Here is a 16,405-nt window from a genome sequence, read left to right as displayed (position 1 = left end):
CTGTCCGTCAGTCCTGGCCGAGGGCGGCGCCCTCGTTGCGCGGATCGCTCCCCGCGTAGCGCAGGTTCGTCTTGGGATCGCTGTAGACGGCCTCGGCGTCGCCCCAGGCCTCCTGCTTGCGAATCTTGTGGCCCTTGGCCTCCAGCGCCGCCTGCGTGGCGGGCTCCAGGCCGTAGCGGTCCACCCACAGCTCATCCGGCAGGTACTGGTGGTGCAGCCGGCCCAGTCCCACCGCGCGCACCACGTCCATCTTCTGGTCCACGATGTTGGAGATGACCTGGATGACGGTGGTGGGGATGGTGGAGCCGCCCGGGCTGCCCACCGCCAGCATCACCTTCTTGGGGTCCTCCTTGGAGAAGACGAGCGTGGGGGACATGGAGGACAGGGGCACCTTGCCCGGGGCGATGGCGTTGGCCTCGCCCGTCACCAGCCCGTAGGCGTTGGGCACGCCGGGCCGCGCGGCGAAGTCATCCATCTCGTCGTTGAGGAGGATGCCGGTGCCCTTGGCGACGACACACGAGCCGAAGGCGTAGTTCACCGTGGTGGTGAGGGCCACCGCGTTGCCGTCCTTGTCGATGACGGAGATGTGCGTGGTGTTCTTCTTCTCGGGCGCGGTGGAGGGGTCGTACCAGGTGCCGTCCGGCTTCTTGAGCGTGGAGCCGCTGGCGCCCTCCACGGGAGGCAGCAGCGAGGCACTCGGCGTGGCCTTCTTCGGGTCGATGCTGCCCGCGAGGTCCGCGATGTAGCCCACCGAGGTGAGGCGCTCCATGGGGATCTTCACGAAGGCCGGGTCCCCCAGGTACTTCACCCGGTCCACGTACACGCGGCGCACCGCCTCGGTGTAGAGGTGGAGCGACTCCGGCTCGCGGAAGTCCAGGCCCTGGGGGCGCAGCTTCTCCAGCGCGCCGAGCACCTGCACCACCGCCAGTCCCCCCGCGCTCGGCGGCGGCATGGTGAGGATGCGGTGGCCGCGGTAGCTGCCCTCCAGCGGCGCATGCGTGCGCGTCTTGAAGTCCTTCAGGTCCTCGAGCGAGAGCGTGCCGCCGCCCGCCTTCACCGTGTCCACCATGGCCAGGGCCAGGGGGCCCGAGTAGAAGGCCTTGGGGCCGCTCTTCGCGAGCGTCTGGAGCGTGCGGGCCAGCTCCGGCTGCTTCACGAGGTGGCCGATGGGCGGCACGTCCAGCTCGCCCTGGTCGTTCTTCACGAGGAAGATGCGCGAGGCGTCCGGGTCCTGCCGCAGGCAGTCGCGCCGCAGGGTGGCCATGCCCTGGTACTTGGGAGACACCCAGAAGCCGTTGCGAGCGGCGTCGATGGCCGGCTGCAGCACCACGGCGCGGGGCAGCTTGCCGTGCTTCTCCAGCAGCTCCAGGTAGCCGGCCACCGCGCCGGGCACCGCCACGCTCGTCGCGCCATCCGTGGACAGCCCGGGCACCACCTGTCCGTCCTTCAGGTACATGTCGCGCGTGGCCCCCTTGGGCGCCACCTCGCGGAAGTCCAGCACCTGCGTCCCGCCCGTCTTCGCGTCGTGCACCAGCGCGAAGCCCCCGCCGCCAATGCCCGAGTGGTACGGGCCCACCACACCCAGCGTGAAGGCCGCCGCCACCGCCGCGTCCACCGAGTTGCCGCCCTTCTCCAGCATCCTCAGCGCGGCCTCGCTCGCCATCGGGTGCGCCGTGGCCACCGCTCCGCCCCGGTACGGCCGCGCCGCCCACGCGGGCCACGCCATGACCAGTGCCATCAGTGCCACTGCCCACCCGTTTTGGTGAGTCCGCATCTTTACCGTCTCCACGTGAAGAGCCTCCGTCGGGGGCCCACCTGGCGCTTCCGCGAGTGGGCGTTCTGGAGTATCCCCGGCCGCGGCTCGGACCCGCCAAGAAACGTTTCAACATCGAGAAGTGTCCGGCTGACACCAGCATGCCCGGCCTGGAGTTTGACCGGGGCACAGGTGAAGGCATCCTGTGCATGACGGTTCGTCGCGCCGGGGGAAACATGAACGCCAACCTGACGACAATGAAGCAGACGTCGGCCTCGCCAGAGGTCACGGTGACGACGGTGTTCCTCAAACCGACGTTCGGTATCACCGTGCAGAGCAACACGCTGTCCGTTTCCGTGAAGGCTCGCCCGGAGGGCATCCGCTCCACGCGCCCACCCGCTCGCGGTTGACGCGCCGCTTTCGCATCCCTAGTAATCGCCGCCTATGACAGTTCCTCTGGCGGCGGTGGTGTTGTGCGCTGGCAAGGGCACGCGGATGAAGTCGGAGAAGGCCAAGGTCCTTCACCCCATCCTCGGCAAGCCCATCTGTGCCTATCCCCTCATGCGAGCGCTGGAGCTGGGCGCCTCCCCCGTGGTGCCGGTGGTAGGCCACCAGGCAGACGAGGTGGAGCGCTCCATCCGCGCTCATTTCCCCACCGCGCCCCTGCGCTTCGCGCTCCAGAAGGAGCAGCGCGGCACGGCGGACGCGGTGCGCTCGGCGGAAGCCGCGCTGAAGGACTTCAACGGGCGCGTGCTCATCCTCTACGGAGACGTGCCGCTGGTGCGCCGCGAGACGCTCGAGGCCCTGTCCGCCGCGCACGACAAGAGCGGCGGCGTGCTCTCGCTGGTGTCCACGTCTCCGGCGGATCCCACCGGTTACGGCCGCGTCATCCGGGAGATGGGCAAGGTGGTGCGCATCGTCGAGCACAAGGACGCCACCCCCGAGCAGCGCCAGGTGCGCGAGTGCAACGCCGGCATCTACCTGGTGGAGTCCTCGTTCCTCTGGAAGGCGCTGGCCAACATCCGCAGCGCGAACGCGCAGGGCGAGTTCTACCTGACGGACCTGGTGGAGATGGCCGCGGCCCAGGGCCCGGTGGGCTCCATCGACGCCGAGTTCGGCGAGACGGCCGGTGTGAATGACCGGGTGGAGCTGGCGGCGCGGGGCAAGGAGCTCCAGGCGCGCATCAACACCTGGCACATGCGCAACGGCGTCACCCTGACGGACCCCGCCACCACGTACATCGAGGAGGGCGTGGCCATCGGGTCCGACACGGAGCTCGCCCCCATGGTGACGCTCTCGGGCGCCACGGTGGTCGGCCGCGACGTCAGCATCGGACAGGGCAGCGTCCTGCACGCCTCCTCGGTGGCCGACGGGACGACCATCAAGCCGTACACCGTCCTGGAGGAGGCCCGGGTGGGCGAGCGCTGCATCCTCGGCCCCTTCGCGCGGCTGCGGCCCGGCACGGACCTCGCCGAGGAGGTGCACCTGGGCAACTTCGTGGAGACGAAGAAGGCCCGCCTCGGCCGCGGCTCCAAGGCCAACCACCTGGCCTACCTGGGCGACGCGAAGATCGGCGCCAAGGTCAACGTGGGCGCCGGCACCATCACCTGTAATTACGACGGGGTGAACAAGCACGTCACCGAGCTGGGCGATGGTGTCTTCATCGGCTCGGACTCGCAGCTGGTGGCCCCTGTGAAAGTCGGGGACGGTGCGTATGTCGGTGCGGGCACCACGGTGACGAAAGATGTGCCTCCCGGGAGCCTCGCCGTGTCCCGTACGCCACAGCTCAACATGGAAGGCTGGGTGGAGAGGAAGAAGGCGCGCATGGCCAAGTCCGCGGAAGCTGGCCCTTCCAAGCCGGACAAGGCCTCCGCGGGTTAGACGGCCCGCGTCTTGCTTGTCTCGAGGGCGACAGGTGTCGCCCGATGTGGGTGGAAATGCCCCCGGAATTTGCAATCCGGGGTTCGGGCGTGAGAGAGGACGGACAACATGTGCGGCATTGTTGGGTACGTTGGGGACAAGGAGTCGGCTCCCATCCTGGTGTCCGGGCTGAAGAAGCTCGAGTACCGCGGGTATGACTCCGCGGGCGTGGCGGTGGTGAACCGCAACGTCCTGAACGTGGTGCGGGCCACGGGCAAGCTGAAGAACCTGGAGAACCGCGTCCAGACCGACGTGCCCCAGGGCACCATCGGCATCGGCCACACGCGCTGGGCCACGCATGGGCGTCCCTCGGACGAGAACGCCCACCCGCACACCTATGGTGATGTGGCGGTGGTGCACAACGGCATCATCGAGAACCACCTGGCCCTCAAGGAGGAGCTGCGCGCCAAGGGGCACCACTTCTCCTCCGAGACGGACTCCGAGGTCTTCGCCCACCTCATCTCCGATGAGCTCAAGAGCGGCCTGGACCTGCCGGCGGCGGTGCGCGCGGCCATCGCCCAGGTGAAGGGCACCTACGCCCTGGCGGTGGTGACGGCCAGCGACCCCCACCGCATCGTCTGCACCAAGGACTCCTCTCCCATGGTGCTCGGCCTGGGCCAGGGACAGAACTTCGTGGCCAGCGACGTGCCGGCGCTGCTCGAGCACACGCGCGACTTCGTCTACATGGAGGAGGGTGACCTGGCCGTCATCACCGCCTCGAGCGTGGACATCTACGGCCGCTCCGGCCAGAAGGTGAACCGGCCCACCCGCCGCATCGACTGGACGCCGATGATGGCGGAGAAGGGCGGCCACAAGCACTTCATGCACAAGGAGATCATGGAGCAGCCTCGCGCGGTGGCGGACACGCTGCGCGGCCGCATGCTCCTCTCCGAGGGCGACGTGCACTTCGAGGGCTGGAACCTCAGCCCCGAGAAGGTGCGGGCGATCACCAAGGTGACCATCCTGGCGTGCGGCACCTCGTGGCACTCGGGGATTGCCGGCAAGGCGATGATCGAGTCGCTGGCGCGCATCCCGGTGGAGGTGGAGCTGGCCAGTGAGTTCCGCTACCGCGATCCCATCGTGGAGCCCTCGCACCTGGCCATCGCCATCAGCCAGTCGGGCGAGACGGCGGACACGCTGGCGGCCTTCAAGGAGGCCAAGGCGCGTGGCGCCACGTCGCTCGCGCTGTGCAACGTCATCGGCAGCGCCATGACGCGTGAGGCGGACATCACCATCCTCACCAACGCGGGTCCGGAAATCGGCGTGGCCTCCACCAAGGCCTTCACCACGCAGCTGGTGGGGCTCTACCTGCTGGCGGTGAAGCTCGGCCGCATGCGCGGCACGCTCACCGTCAAGGCGGCGCAGGAGCACCTGACCTCGCTGACCGAGATCCCCAAGATGATCGAGGACGTGCTCAAGTGCGAGACCTCGGTCAAGCGCGTGGCGCGCGAGTTCATGAGCTCGCAGGACTTCCTCTTCCTCGGCCGCGGCCCGATGCACCCGGTGGCGCTCGAGGGCGCGCTCAAGCTCAAGGAGATCTCCTACATCCACGCCGAGGGTTATGCCGGCGGCGAGATGAAGCACGGTCCCATCGCGCTCATCGACGAGAAGATGCCGGTGGTGGTCATCGCGCCCAAGCAGCCGCACGTGGCCTACGAGAAGATCATCGGCAACATCGAGGAGGTGCGGGCCCGCGGCGGCAAGGTCATCGCGATCATCGACGAGGATGACGCGCACGTGGCCTCGCTGGCCGACCATGTCATCCGCATCCCGGCCGCCAGCGCGCTGCTCGCGCCGGTGGTGGCCACGATTCCCCTGCAGCTGCTCGCCTACCACGTGGCGGACCTGCGCGGGAACGACGTGGATCAGCCGCGCAACCTCGCCAAGAGCGTGACGGTCGAGTAGTCCGCGCCGGATCGGTCCTGCGATTCAACCCGCCCGGGGATGCCTCGCTTCGAGGCCCCCGGGCGTTTTCATGTCCAGCTCCGCCTTCCGGTCAGAAGGCCGCGTCGAAGGTGACCTCTCCGGCGACGCCCACCTGGTACGCCGAGACGCGGCGCTCGAAGAAGTTCGCCAGCTCCTGCACGTCCTGCAGGTCCATGAAGCCGAACGGGTTCTTCGCGCCGTAGCGCTTCGGCAGGTCCAGCATCACCAGCCGCTGATCGGCCACGAACTCCAGGTACTGCCGCATCTCGTGCACGGACAGGCCCGCGACGCCCATTCCCAGCAGGTCCTCGGCGAACTGGAGCTCGCACGCCACCGCCTCCTCCAGCATGGTGGCCACCTCCCGCTCCATCTCCGCGTCGAAGAGGCCCGGCTCCTCGCGCCGCACCGTCTTCACCACCTCGAAGGCGAAGGCCATGTGCGCGCTCTCGTCGCGGAAGACCCAGTTCGTCCCCGCGGCCAGCCCGTGCAGCAGCCCCCGCGAGCGCAGGAAGTACACGTACGCGAACGCCGCGAAGAAGAAGAGCCCCTCGATGCAGGCCGCGAAGCAGATGAGGTTCAGCAGGAACTTCCTCCGCTGCTCCCGCGTCTCCAGCCGCTCCAGCTCGCCGATGGAGTCCATCCACTTGAAGCAGAACTCCGCCTTCTTGCGGATGCTCGGGATGGTGTCGATCGCCGCGAAGGCCCTTGCGCGCTCGGCCGGGTCCGGCACGTACGTGTCGAGCAGCGTGAGGTAGAACTGCACGTGCAGCGCCTCCTCGTAGAGCTGCCGCGACAGGTACATGCGCGCCTCGGGGGCGTTCACGTGCTTGTAGAGGTTCAGCACGAGGTTGTTCGCCACGATGGAGTCGCCCGTCGCGAAGAAGGCCACCAGCCGCTGGATGAGGTGCCGGTCCGCCGCCGTCATCTTCGAGCGCAGGTCCCCCACGTCCGTCGAGAAGTCCACCTCCTCCACCGTCCAGGTGTTCTTGATGGCGTTGCGGTACATCTCGAAGAAGACCGGGTACTGCATCGGGCGCAGTGTGAGGTTCATGCCTGGGTCCAGCAGGCGCGCACCCGTCTTGGGCGTCGCGTGCGAGACCTTGTTGGACGTCATGTAGGCAATCACTGGCAGGCCTCGCAGGCTTCGGGGTTCTCGAGAGAGCAGGCGATGGCCTGCTCATCGGTGGGCTTCGGCTCGGCTCGGGCCATCTCGCTGACACCGTTCGTCTTCGTGTCCGCGCCGTTCCGGGACGCGTCGGCGGTGGTCTTCGCGATGCGCGTGGCCGGCCGCGAGCGCAGGTAGTACGTCGTCTTCAGCCCCTTCTTCCACGCGTACATGTACATGGAGCTGAGCTGGCCGATGTTCGGCGCCTCCATGAACAGGTTGAGCGACTGGCTCTGGTCGATGAAGGCGCCCCGGTCCGCCGCCATGTCGATCAGCGAGCGCATCGGCAGCTCCCACGCCGTGCGGTAGATGGCCCGCACGTCGGCGGGAATCTCCTCGAGCGACTGGATGGAGCCCTCCGCGAGCTTGATGCGGGCCCGCATGTCCTCGTTCCACAGCCCGAGCGCCTTCAGCTCCTCCACGAGGTAGCGGTTGACCTGGAGGAAGTCCCCCGAGAGCGTCTCGCGCTTGAAGAGGTTGGACACCTGGGGCTCGATGCACTCGTAGCAGCCCGCGATGGACGCGATGGTCGCCGTGGGGGCGATCGCGATCAGCAGCGAGTTGCGCAGGCCCACCTGCTTCACCCGGGCACGCAGCGCGTCCCAGCGCGCCGAGTCCTCGGGGACCACGTTCCACGCGTCGAACTGGAGCTCACCGCGCGCCGCCCGCGTCTCGGAGAAGGCCGGGTGGGCACCGTGCTCGGCCGCCAGCTCCGTCGAGGCGGAGAGCGCGTGGAAGTAGATGTCCTCGGAGATCTTCCGCGAGACGGCCCGCGCCTCGGCGCTGTCGAAGGGCAGGCGCATCTGGAAGAACACGTCCTGCAGGCCCATGATGCCCAGGCCCACCGGGCGCCAGCGGAGGTTCGAGCTCTTCGCCGAGGGGATGGGGTAGTAGTTCAGGTCGATCACCCGAGCCAACTGCCGCACCGCCGTCCGCACCGTCTTCCCCAGCTTCTCCCAGTCGAAGCTCACCCGGCCGCGCTCGTCCACCGACGTGTGCCGCGCGAGGTTGATGGAGCCGAGGTTGCACACGGCCGTCTCGTCCCCTGACGTCACCTCGAGGATCTCCGTGCAGAGATTGGACAGGTGCACGACCCGGCCCGGCAGCGCCGTCTGGTTGCACGCCCGGTTGGACTTGTCCTTGAACGTCATCCACCCGTTCCCGGTCTGCGCCAGCGTCCGCATCATGCGCCCGTACAGCTCGCGCGCCTTCAGCGTCTTCGCCGCCAGGCCCTTCTGCTCGGCCTGCTCGTAGGCGCGCTCGAACTCCTCGCCGTAGAGGTCCGTGAGGTGCGGCACCCCCTTCGGGTCGAAGAGGGACCAGTTCCCATCCGCCTCGACGCGCTTCATGAAGAGGTCGGGGATCCAGTTCGCGAGGTTCAGGTTGTGCGTGCGCCGCGCCTCGTCACCGGTGTTGTCCCGCAGCTCGAGGAACTCCTCCAGGTCCGCGTGCCACGTCTCCAGGTACACGCAGGCCGCGCCCTTGCGCTTCCCACCCTGGTTCACCGCCGCCACCGACGCATCCAGCGTCTTCAGCCACGGGACGATGCCGTTGCTGTGCCCGTTCGTGCTCCCGATCAGCGAGCCGCGCGAGCGCACCCGGTGGTACGCCAGCCCGATGCCTCCCGAGAACTTCGAGAGCATCGCCACGTCCGTGTACCGCTGGTAGATGCTCTCCAGCTCGTCCCCGGGCGAGTCCAGCAGGAAGCACGACGACAGCTGCTCGTGGCACGTGCCCGAGTTGAACAGGGTGGGGGAGCTCGGCACGTACTCGAGCATCGAGAAGAGCCGGTAGAGCTCCAGCGCCTCGGGCACCGTCTCCCCGAGCGCCACCGCGATGCGCATGAAGAAGTGCTGCGGCGTCTCCAGCACCTCGCGCGTCGTCGGGTGCTTGAGCAGGTAGCGGTCATAGACCGTCCGCAGCCCGAAGTACTCGAAGAGCCGGTTGCGCGAGGGGTCGATCGTGTCGTTCAGCTTGCGCGCGTTCGTGGAGACGAGCCGGGCCACGCGCTCGTTCACGAGGCCCAGCTTGTGCGCGGCGGCGATCGACTGCGAGAAGGAGTGGATCTCCTGCCCGGAGACCTCCTTGTCGATGTACGTGGCGAGCAGCCGCGCCGCGAGCTTCGCGTACTCGGGCTCCTCCAGCGTCAGCGAGGCCGCGGTCTGGATGGAGAGCTGATCCAACTCCTGCGTCGAGGCCCCGTCATAGAGGCCGACGATCGTCTTCGTCGCCACGCGGATGGCATCCACCTGGCGCAGCCCGTCGCAACAGCGGCCGATCGCCCGGACGATCTTGTTCAGGTCCGCGCCCTCGAGCACCCCGTTGCGCTTGCGCACCCGCATGGTGGTGTGCGGCGGCGTTGTCGTGGACGTGATGTGGGTTCCGTTCAGCATGCTCCTCCTCCTCCGTTCGCGACCGTGTGGATCCGCGGAGGAAAAGGGCTGCCCGTGTCGCGCATTGCGACGTGCGATGACTCGCCGAGCCGACCCTCGCCCCCCTCGGGCGACTGGAGCACCACAGGAGGAGAAGGGACGGGGCCGCACGGTCACGGGAGTCCGTGGCGCACGGAACCTCCCGCCTCCCCACGAGGCGTCCAGGTCGATTCTCCCCCCGGATTTCTCCCCGAGGGCAGGTGGCTGGCAGGTCTTCGGGCTCGCGAGCCCCCGGCTCATCGCCGGCTCCTACTACCGTCCCCTTCCCAGCCTCTCGGCCAGTGGTGTGGACGGGTTCGTTCTCGCTTACCGCTGCGGGGGCAGCTCCGGATTCACACCGGATTCCCTTTCAAGCCCGGGCCGAGACCCGGGCACCAGCGACGCGCGCCACCGTAAGGGGGGGACCCCAGGCTGTCAAAGGATCAGTGGCGGACGTTCCGGGCCTTGTGTCCTGCTTCGGGCGATCGTACTTCTGCGCTACCTTGGGTGGCCCTTCTCGCGCTCCCAGAGGGCAAGAGCGAGCGCCTGTTGCAGCCCCGCCTGCACCTCGCGCGGGCTGAAGGGCTGGCCCGTGTCCAGCGCCCACGCCAGGAGCGCTCCCGCGAACTCGCCCGCCGTGCGGTAGCGCTGGTTCACGTCCGGCGCCAGCGCCTTGCGGATCACCGCCGCCAGCCGCTTGTCCAGCGTGTCCGGCAGGTTCAGCTTCGCCGCTCGGATGGCCGCCATCACCACCTCGGGGTCGTCGCTGCCGCGCTCGAAGGGGTGGAAGCCCAGCACCAGCTCGTGCAGGACGATGCCCATCGAGAAGAGATCCGAGGCCAGCGTCACCGGGTCCCCGCGCGTCTGCTCCGGCGACAGGTAGTGCAGCTTGCCCGCCGTCACGCCTTCCTCCGGGCCCAGGTCCATCCCGCGCGCCTTGGCCACGCCGAAGTCGCCGAGCTTCACCTCGCACTGTCCGGAGAAGAAGATGTTGGCGGGATTCACGTCCCCGTGCACAAGCTCCAGCGGCCGGCCGGTGCGCGTGCGCGCCTGGTGGAAGCAGGCCAGCGCCCGCAGCACCTCGATGCACACGTGCACGCCCGCGGCCAACGGGATGCGCTGCCCCTGCCGCTCGTGCGCCCGGAGCATCCCGTCCAGGTCTCCACCCAGCAGGAACTCCATGGCGATGAAGTAGCGCCCGAAGGCCTCGCCAATCTCCAGCCGGCGCACCAGGTTCGGGTGCTCCAGCAGGCCCATCAGGTCCGCCTCGCCGGCGAAGGACTCGGCGGTGACGTCCTTGCGCATCAGCTTCAGCGCCACCTTGAAGGGCGTGCCCTTCTCGTCCTTCGCCTCCGCGAGGAAGACCTCCGCCATTCCCCCCGAGCCCAGGCGCGAGCGCAGCACATAGCGCCCGAAACGGCGCGAGGGGATTTCCACGGTCTTGGACGGTGCGGGGGGCGGCTGCACGGTGCCGCCAGTCTACCCCGTCACCGCTTGTCCGCGCCTTCCTCTTCCTTGGACAGCTCCAGCAGCAGGTCCAGGTCCTCCACCGTGTCCAGGCTCTCCAGCAGCTCGAGGTTCTCCACCACCTCCTTGTCCTCCGCGGACAGCTCCGGCGCCGGGGGCCTGGGGGCCGGGGCGCGCTGCTGGGGCGGGGGCGGAGACTGCTTGGAGGGAGGAGGGGACTCGGCGGCCGCGGCCGTGCCCGAGGCCAGCACGGCGGCCAGCATCACCGCGTGGCGCCAGCTCATTGCCGCCGCCTCTCACGCATCCGCTCGCGCATCTGCTCGCGCTGCTCGGGCGTCATCTGCCTCCAGCGCCGCATGTTCTCCATCATCTGCTCGCGCCGCTCCGGGTGCGCCCGCAGGTACGCCCTCATCCGCTGGCGCACCTCCGCCTTGCGCTCGGGGCTCATCCCGCGGAACTCGCGGAAGCGCTCGCGCAGCTGCCGGCGCTCCTCGGGCGTCAGCCGCTGGAACTCGCGCAGGTTGGCCCGCACCCGCTCCCGCTCCTCCTCGGGCATCTGCTTCCAGCGCTCCAGGTTGCCCTGGATGCGCTCGCGCTCCTCCGGCGGCATCGCCTTGAGCTCGCGCAGCTTCGCCCGCAGCGCTTCCTTCTGCTCGGGGGACAGCTGCTGGAAACGCTCGGCCGCCGTCTGGGGCCGCCGCGGCTGCTCCTGCTGTTGAGGCTCCGGCGGCTGGGGCTCCTCCGCCCGGCCCGCTCCGCCCAGCAGCAGCGCCACCATCAGCCCCGCTCGCGCCAGGTTGCTCCGGCCCATCATCACCGCACCTCCAGCTCGTGGAGGCTCGCAATCACCTCCAGGTCCTCGTCATTCTCCAGGCCGACGACGTCGTAGTCCTCGACCACTTCCAGGTTCATCGCCAGCTCCAGCGTGCCCGCGTCCGCCACGTCCAGCGCGGGCTCGCCCGGCGCGGCCGTGTAGAGCGCCAGCCCCGCCACCGCCGCCAGTCCCGCCGCCGGCACCAGCACCGAGGGCCTCAGCCACGCCCGCAGCCGCTCGCCCAGCGTCGGCGGCAGCGCGTCCAGCTTCGCCATCACCTCGCGCCGCATGGCCGGCGAGGGCGTGAACCCGGGCAGCCCGGCCATGCGCGCCACCGTGCGCCGCAGCAGCGCCTCCGTCCCCTGGCAGCCCGCGCAGCTCCCCAGGTGCGCCTCCACCTCGGCGCGCCGCGCGGGCACCAGCTCCCCGTCCACGTACGCCGTCAGGTCTTCCTCGAATGGACAACTCATGCCCTGCTCCTCGCGGGCACGGAGCCCGTCTGCAGTTCCTCCACCTTGCGCGCCACCGCCAGCGTCGCCCGGTGGATGAGGCTCTTCACCGCCGCCTCGCTCGCCTCCAGCGCCTCCGCGATGTCCCGGTACGCCATTCCCTCGAAGCGGCACATGGTGAAGGCCGCACGCTCCCGCTCGCTCATCGCCTTCAGCGCCTCGCCCACCGCCCGCTCCAGCTCCCGCCCCGCCAACGCCTGGTCCGGCCTGTCTCCTTCCCCTCCCGCCACCTCCAGCCCGCCCTCGTCCTCCTGTGCATCCGTCGAGGTGTGCTCCACCCGGTACTCTCCGCGCCGCACCTCGTTGAGGCAGTGGTTGGTGGCCACCCGGAAGAGGAACGTCTTGAACTTCGCCGACGGCCTGTAGCTCTTCGCGTTGCGGTACAGCTTCACGAAGATGTCCTGCGTCAGCTCCTCGGCCCGCTCCCGGTCCCCCACGAAGCGCAGGGCGAAGCGCGCCACGCTCACGTGGTACCGGTCGAACAGCAGCGCGAACGCCCGCCGGTCGCCCGCCGCCACCTTCAGCATCATCTGTGCGTCTGCGTCCGAGTCCGCTTCCACGCTTCCGTCCAACCCGGGACCCTTCCAATAGTTGCGGGGCGATTTTCCGCCCGAGCGTACCGGAGTCCCCGCGGATGTCTCCGGATGGAGGTGGGTAATGTGCCCACATGCCTCCCCAGAGGGCGGGGTGCTGTCTTCCGGGAGGCGTCCGGTGGCCCGGGCGTCGGCTGGCGGAAGCTCCGGGGTAGGGGAGGTGCGGGTTGCTTTGAAGGTCGTGGGAGCCGGTCGTTACAGTCCCGGCCGTGTCCGACACCCCCCGCACACGCCCGCCCGGCTCCGGTTCCCGCCCGAGTGAATCGGGAGAAGACGCGGAGCTGCCCTCCCTGGCCCCCTGGGAGCCGCCGGCCAGTCCCCTCGGGCCCGAGGCGGACCCGGGGCGGGTGCTCGCCCTCGTCCAGGATGCGCGGATGGCGGCCCGCGACGCGGACCGGGCCCGGGTGGCCGGTGCGCTGAACCAGCAGTTGGACGCGCTGGCGGCCGGAGGGGGCTCGCGGGAGGTGGCGGACCTGCTCGAGCAACTCCTGGAGAGCGGCCAGCTGGCGGGGCTGGAGGACCCGGGTGGCCGCACGTGCCGGGCGGCGGCCACCGAGGCGCTGACGCGGCTCGGCTTCCCCTACGCGCTGGAGGTCCGCCCGGAGGACCTGGCCTTCCTGCGCGGCCAGGACGGGGCCTCCCGGGAGTTTCCCTGGATGTCCACGGCGGCCGGGGCGCTCCTGGTGGCGGGCATCGCCGCCCAGTGGCTCCTCCAGCCTCCACCCCTGGAGCAGGGCGGCCTGGGGCTCCCCCTCGTCCTGCTCATGGGACTGTCACTGCTGACCCTGGTGCCGGCGCTGTTGGGCCCTGAACGCTCGGCGTCACAGCGGGCGGGCCTGCTCGGACTGCTCGCCCTGTCGCTCGTTCAGCTATACCTGGGCGTCTTCGGCGGTTACTACGGAGCCCTCAGCGGGGGAGCTGGACTGTTGGCCTGGTTGCTCCTCATGCTGCCTCGGCGGTGAACGCCGTGGGTCATGTCAGAGGGATGGACTAGGGTTATCCCTACGCGATACTAAACGCGAGTTCAGGTGGGCCGGGGTGGCTCGCCGCATACGCAAGGAGCAAGACGAAATGGCCGTGAATCCAGAGAAGGAGAAGGCGATCGAATTGGCGATGTCCGCGGTGGAGCGCCAGTTCGGTAAGGGGTCGATCATGCGGCTCGGCAACGAGGAGCCGCTGGTCCGGGATGTTCAGGCCATTTCGACGGGAAGCGTCTCGCTCGACATCGCGCTGGGCGTCGGCGGCGTGCCCAAGGGCCGCATCGTCGAGATCTACGGGCCGGAGTCTTCCGGTAAGACGACCCTCTGCCTCCACATCGTGGCCGAGGCGCAGAAGCGCGGCGGCGTGGCCGGCTACATCGACGCCGAGCACGCGCTGGACATCGGCTACGCGCGCAAGCTGGGCGTGCGCACGGATGACCTGCTGCTGAGCCAGCCGGACACCGGTGAGCAGGCGCTGGAGATCGCCGAGATGCTGGTGCGCTCGGGCGCCATCGACGTGCTGGTGGTGGACTCGGTGGCGGCGCTCGTTCCCAAGGCCGAGCTCGAGGGCGAGATGGGCGATGCGCACATGGGTGTGCAGGCCCGCCTGATGAGCCAGGCGCTGCGCAAGCTGACGGGTACCATCAGCAAGAGCCAGACGTGCGTCATCTTCATCAACCAGATCCGCATGAAGATTGGCGTGATGTTCGGCAACCCCGAGACGACGACGGGCGGCAACGCGCTGAAGTTCTACGCGTCGCAGCGCCTGGACATCCGCCGCGTGGGCGCCATCAAGAATGGCGAGAACGTGGTGGGCAGCCGCACCCGCGTGAAGGTGGTGAAGAACAAGGTGGCGCCTCCGTTCAAGGAGGTCGAGTTCGACATCATGTACGGCACGGGTATCTCGAAGGAGGGAGACCTGATCGATCTGGCGTCCAACGACGGCATCATCGAGAAGAGCGGCAGCTGGTTCTCCTTCAAGGGAGAGCGCATCGGCCAGGGCCGTGAGAACGCGAAGGACTACCTGCGCGACCACCCCGAGGTGCGCGTGGAGGTGGAGCGGCAGGTGATGGAGAAGTACGGCATCGGCAAGCCGGCCCTGGCCGCCGTCCCGGCTCCCACCGAGGAGGCTCCCGCCGAGGGCCACTCCGAGAAGCGCCAGCGCGTGAAGGCCGCGAAGTAGTCCGGGCCTTTTCCGCTTGAAGTATTCAGGGGCCGTCTCCCGAGAAGGGGGGCGGCCCCTTGCTTTTCTGGGTGCGTCTGGCACGGGTCTGGGTGGTGGAAGTTGAGCCACGGTGGTCGCGCACCGTGCTAGGGAGAGCGCCATGACGCTCAGCGCCATCCACGTGCGCAACTACCGCTCCTTCGCGGAGCCCCAGTCCCTGGAACTGCGTCCGCTCACGTTGCTCTATGGTGACAACAGCGCGGGGAAGAGCGCACTCGTGCGGCTTCTGCCTCTGCTGGCGGATTCGGTGAGCATGGAGGATGGAGGGCCACTCAATCTCGCCAGCGCCGCCGCTCGTGGCAGCACCTACGAGGGCCTGCGCTGGAAGGGGAGCACCTCCGATGACGCGCCCCCCGAGATGGTCTTCACCTTCGAGTGGAAGGGCGGAGCCGGGGACACCCGCATCGAAATGGCCCTCGACTGGGAGCGCTCCTGGAAGCGGCTCATCGTCAAGCGCTTCAGCCTCTTGCAAGGAGATCAGACCCTGCTGTCCGGAGAGTGGCGCTTCCGTGCCCAGGAGCAGGGCGCGGTAGCACTCACCTATGCCATCAACGCAGCGGGAGTGCTCTCCGAGAAGCCCGTTCTCTTCCGGGGGCTCGTTCCGGAATCGGAGGGCATTCCGGCGCCGCTCTCGCTCATCTTGCGTGAGGGGCTGCTCGGGCTGCGGCGTTCGGTGTTGTGGCTCGGTTCGCGCCAGTTGTCAGCTCGGAGTTTTCCCCGGCCCACCGCTCCTGCCTGGACGATGCGGCCGGATGGCGGTGACCTGGGGGCTCTCCTGGCTTCCCATCCGGAAGTGCTCAGGGAGGTGTCCGCCTGGTGCGAGGCACACCTGCAGCGTGCCGTGGAGATCATCGACGTGCCGGAGTTGGGCCATTTCCGCGTGACCCTGCGGCATACCGCCAGGGCCACGCTCGATGTGGATCTGCTCGACGCGGGAGAAGGCGTGGTGAAGGTCATGCCGGTGCTGGCGGCGCTTGCCCTGAGCCGGCGCCCCGCACCGACGGCGCCTCGCATCCTGGCCATCGAGGAGCCTGAGTCCCATCTGCACCCCAGGTTGCAGCGGGCCCTGGCCGCGCATATCGCCTCGGCTGTCAGTGGGAGCGAGGAGCCGCCGAGCGTCCTCTTGGAGACGCACTCCCAGCACATCCTGCTCGGCGTGCAGATCCAGGTGGCCAGGGGCCTGCTGCGGCCCGAGCAGGTCCAGGTCTATTGGGTGCACCAGGACGAGAGCGGCCGGAGCAGGGCCGAGCCCATCCGGTTGAGCGAGGAGGGCCGACTCCAGGGCAACTGGCCCTCGACCGTCTACACGGAGATCAACGACATGGCCGGTGAGTTGATCCGCGCCCGGCAGGAGCGCCTGCGGAAATGATTGCCACCCTGGAGGCGGCCCTCTTCGCGGCCCCGGTGGATCCGTTGCTCCTGCTGTCCATCCTCCGCCATGGCCAGGAATGCTCGGGTGCTCGAATGGGCGGACAAGGAGGGTCGTAAACCCTGAGCCTTGAGGTCATATCCTGAGAGGCGTCAGCGCCTTGAAGTACCCATGGGCCGTCTCCGGTCAGGGGGGCAGCCCCTTGCTTTTCCGCTGCCTCTGCGGCTCGTCACAACTGGCTGCGCTCTCCCTCCGACCGCTGGGACTTCCCAC

Annotated in this window: 15 protein-coding genes and 1 riboswitch; of the genes, 7 read left to right on the top strand and 8 right to left on the bottom strand. The window is 68.9% G+C overall.

Going from position 1 to position 16,405, the window contains the following annotated elements:
• Positions 1-7 precede the first annotated feature (7 nt).
• Positions 8-1,774 carry a gamma-glutamyltransferase gene (ggt, locus tag VFZ09_RS15255; RefSeq protein ID WP_329728305.1) on the bottom strand — a complete coding sequence of 589 codons (1,767 nt, stop codon included), beginning with the start codon at positions 1,772-1,774 and terminating at the stop codon, positions 8-10.
• Positions 1,775-1,830: 56 nt separating this feature from the next.
• Between ggt and VFZ09_RS15250 the strand changes: the two genes are divergently transcribed.
• From VFZ09_RS15250 to glmS, 3 genes are all read left to right on the top strand, one after another.
• Positions 1,831-2,163 (top strand): hypothetical protein, encoded by a 333-nt coding sequence (locus VFZ09_RS15250; protein ID WP_329728304.1) that lies wholly within the window; start codon positions 1,831-1,833, stop codon positions 2,161-2,163.
• Positions 2,164-2,197: 34 nt separating this feature from the next.
• Positions 2,198-3,634 (top strand): bifunctional UDP-N-acetylglucosamine diphosphorylase/glucosamine-1-phosphate N-acetyltransferase GlmU, encoded by a 1,437-nt coding sequence (gene glmU, locus VFZ09_RS15245; protein ID WP_329728303.1) that lies wholly within the window; start codon positions 2,198-2,200, stop codon positions 3,632-3,634.
• Positions 3,635-3,742: 108 nt separating this feature from the next.
• Positions 3,743-5,578 (top strand): glutamine--fructose-6-phosphate transaminase (isomerizing), encoded by a 1,836-nt coding sequence (gene glmS / locus VFZ09_RS15240; protein ID WP_329728302.1) that lies wholly within the window; start codon positions 3,743-3,745, stop codon positions 5,576-5,578.
• A gap of 91 nt (positions 5,579-5,669) precedes the next feature.
• Here the strand turns inward: glmS and VFZ09_RS15235 are convergent, their stop codons facing one another.
• The 7 genes from VFZ09_RS15235 to VFZ09_RS15205 form a co-directional block, all read right to left on the bottom strand.
• Positions 5,670-6,713, bottom strand: a complete 1,044-nt coding sequence (locus VFZ09_RS15235; protein ID WP_329728301.1) for a ribonucleotide-diphosphate reductase subunit beta — start codon at positions 6,711-6,713, stop codon at positions 5,670-5,672.
• 8 nt (positions 6,714-6,721) lie between these two features.
• Positions 6,722-9,157 (bottom strand): ribonucleoside-diphosphate reductase subunit alpha, encoded by a 2,436-nt coding sequence (locus VFZ09_RS15230; protein WP_329728300.1) that lies wholly within the window; start codon positions 9,155-9,157, stop codon positions 6,722-6,724.
• Between the two features lie 228 nt (positions 9,158-9,385).
• Positions 9,386-9,590, bottom strand: a riboswitch (cobalamin riboswitch).
• Positions 9,591-9,673: 83 nt separating this feature from the next.
• Positions 9,674-10,642 (bottom strand): serine/threonine-protein kinase, encoded by a 969-nt coding sequence (locus VFZ09_RS15225; protein WP_329728299.1) that lies wholly within the window; start codon positions 10,640-10,642, stop codon positions 9,674-9,676.
• A gap of 20 nt (positions 10,643-10,662) precedes the next feature.
• On the bottom strand, positions 10,663-10,926 hold the full coding sequence (locus VFZ09_RS15220) for a hypothetical protein (protein ID WP_329728298.1): 264 nt from the start codon (positions 10,924-10,926) through the stop codon (positions 10,663-10,665).
• Complete coding sequence (locus VFZ09_RS15215; RefSeq protein ID WP_329728297.1) at positions 10,923-11,456, bottom strand: DUF3106 domain-containing protein; 534 nt, start codon at positions 11,454-11,456, stop codon at positions 10,923-10,925. The genes VFZ09_RS15220 and VFZ09_RS15215 overlap by 4 nt, the downstream gene beginning before the upstream one ends.
• Complete coding sequence (locus VFZ09_RS15210) at positions 11,456-11,926, bottom strand: anti-sigma factor family protein (protein WP_329728296.1); 471 nt, start codon at positions 11,924-11,926, stop codon at positions 11,456-11,458. The genes VFZ09_RS15215 and VFZ09_RS15210 overlap by 1 nt, the downstream gene beginning before the upstream one ends.
• The gene (locus VFZ09_RS15205) at positions 11,923-12,525 is read right to left on the bottom strand and encodes an RNA polymerase sigma factor (RefSeq protein WP_329728295.1); all 603 of its coding nucleotides are present in this window, start codon (positions 12,523-12,525) and stop codon (positions 11,923-11,925) included. Before VFZ09_RS15205 ends, VFZ09_RS15210 begins: the two co-directional genes overlap by 4 nt.
• A 242-nt stretch (positions 12,526-12,767) precedes the next feature.
• Here VFZ09_RS15205 and VFZ09_RS15200 point away from each other — a divergent pair, with 242 nt between their 5' ends.
• The 4 genes from VFZ09_RS15200 (at position 12,768) to VFZ09_RS15185 (ending at position 16,251) form a co-directional block, all read left to right on the top strand.
• Positions 12,768-13,520, top strand: coding sequence for a hypothetical protein (locus VFZ09_RS15200; RefSeq protein ID WP_329728294.1), 753 nt, complete (start codon positions 12,768-12,770; stop codon positions 13,518-13,520).
• A 109-nt stretch (positions 13,521-13,629) separates the two neighbouring features.
• Complete coding sequence (gene recA, locus VFZ09_RS15195; RefSeq protein ID WP_329728293.1) at positions 13,630-14,721, top strand: recombinase RecA; 1,092 nt, start codon at positions 13,630-13,632, stop codon at positions 14,719-14,721.
• A gap of 142 nt (positions 14,722-14,863) precedes the next feature.
• Entirely contained in the window at positions 14,864-16,132 is a 1,269-nt protein-coding gene (locus VFZ09_RS15190; RefSeq protein WP_329728292.1) for an AAA family ATPase, read from the top strand.
• Positions 16,129-16,251 (top strand): hypothetical protein, encoded by a 123-nt coding sequence (locus VFZ09_RS15185; RefSeq protein WP_329728291.1) that lies wholly within the window; start codon positions 16,129-16,131, stop codon positions 16,249-16,251. The genes VFZ09_RS15190 and VFZ09_RS15185 overlap by 4 nt, the downstream gene beginning before the upstream one ends.
• Positions 16,252-16,405: the final 154 nt, after the last annotated feature.

Origin of the sequence: Archangium sp., from assembly GCF_036277355.1 — a bacterium.
In the GTDB taxonomy this organism is placed as follows: Bacteria; Myxococcota; Myxococcia; order Myxococcales; family Myxococcaceae; genus Archangium.
Note: the sequence above shows the minus strand (reverse complement) of the source record. Positions and strands in the feature narration are given on the sequence as shown.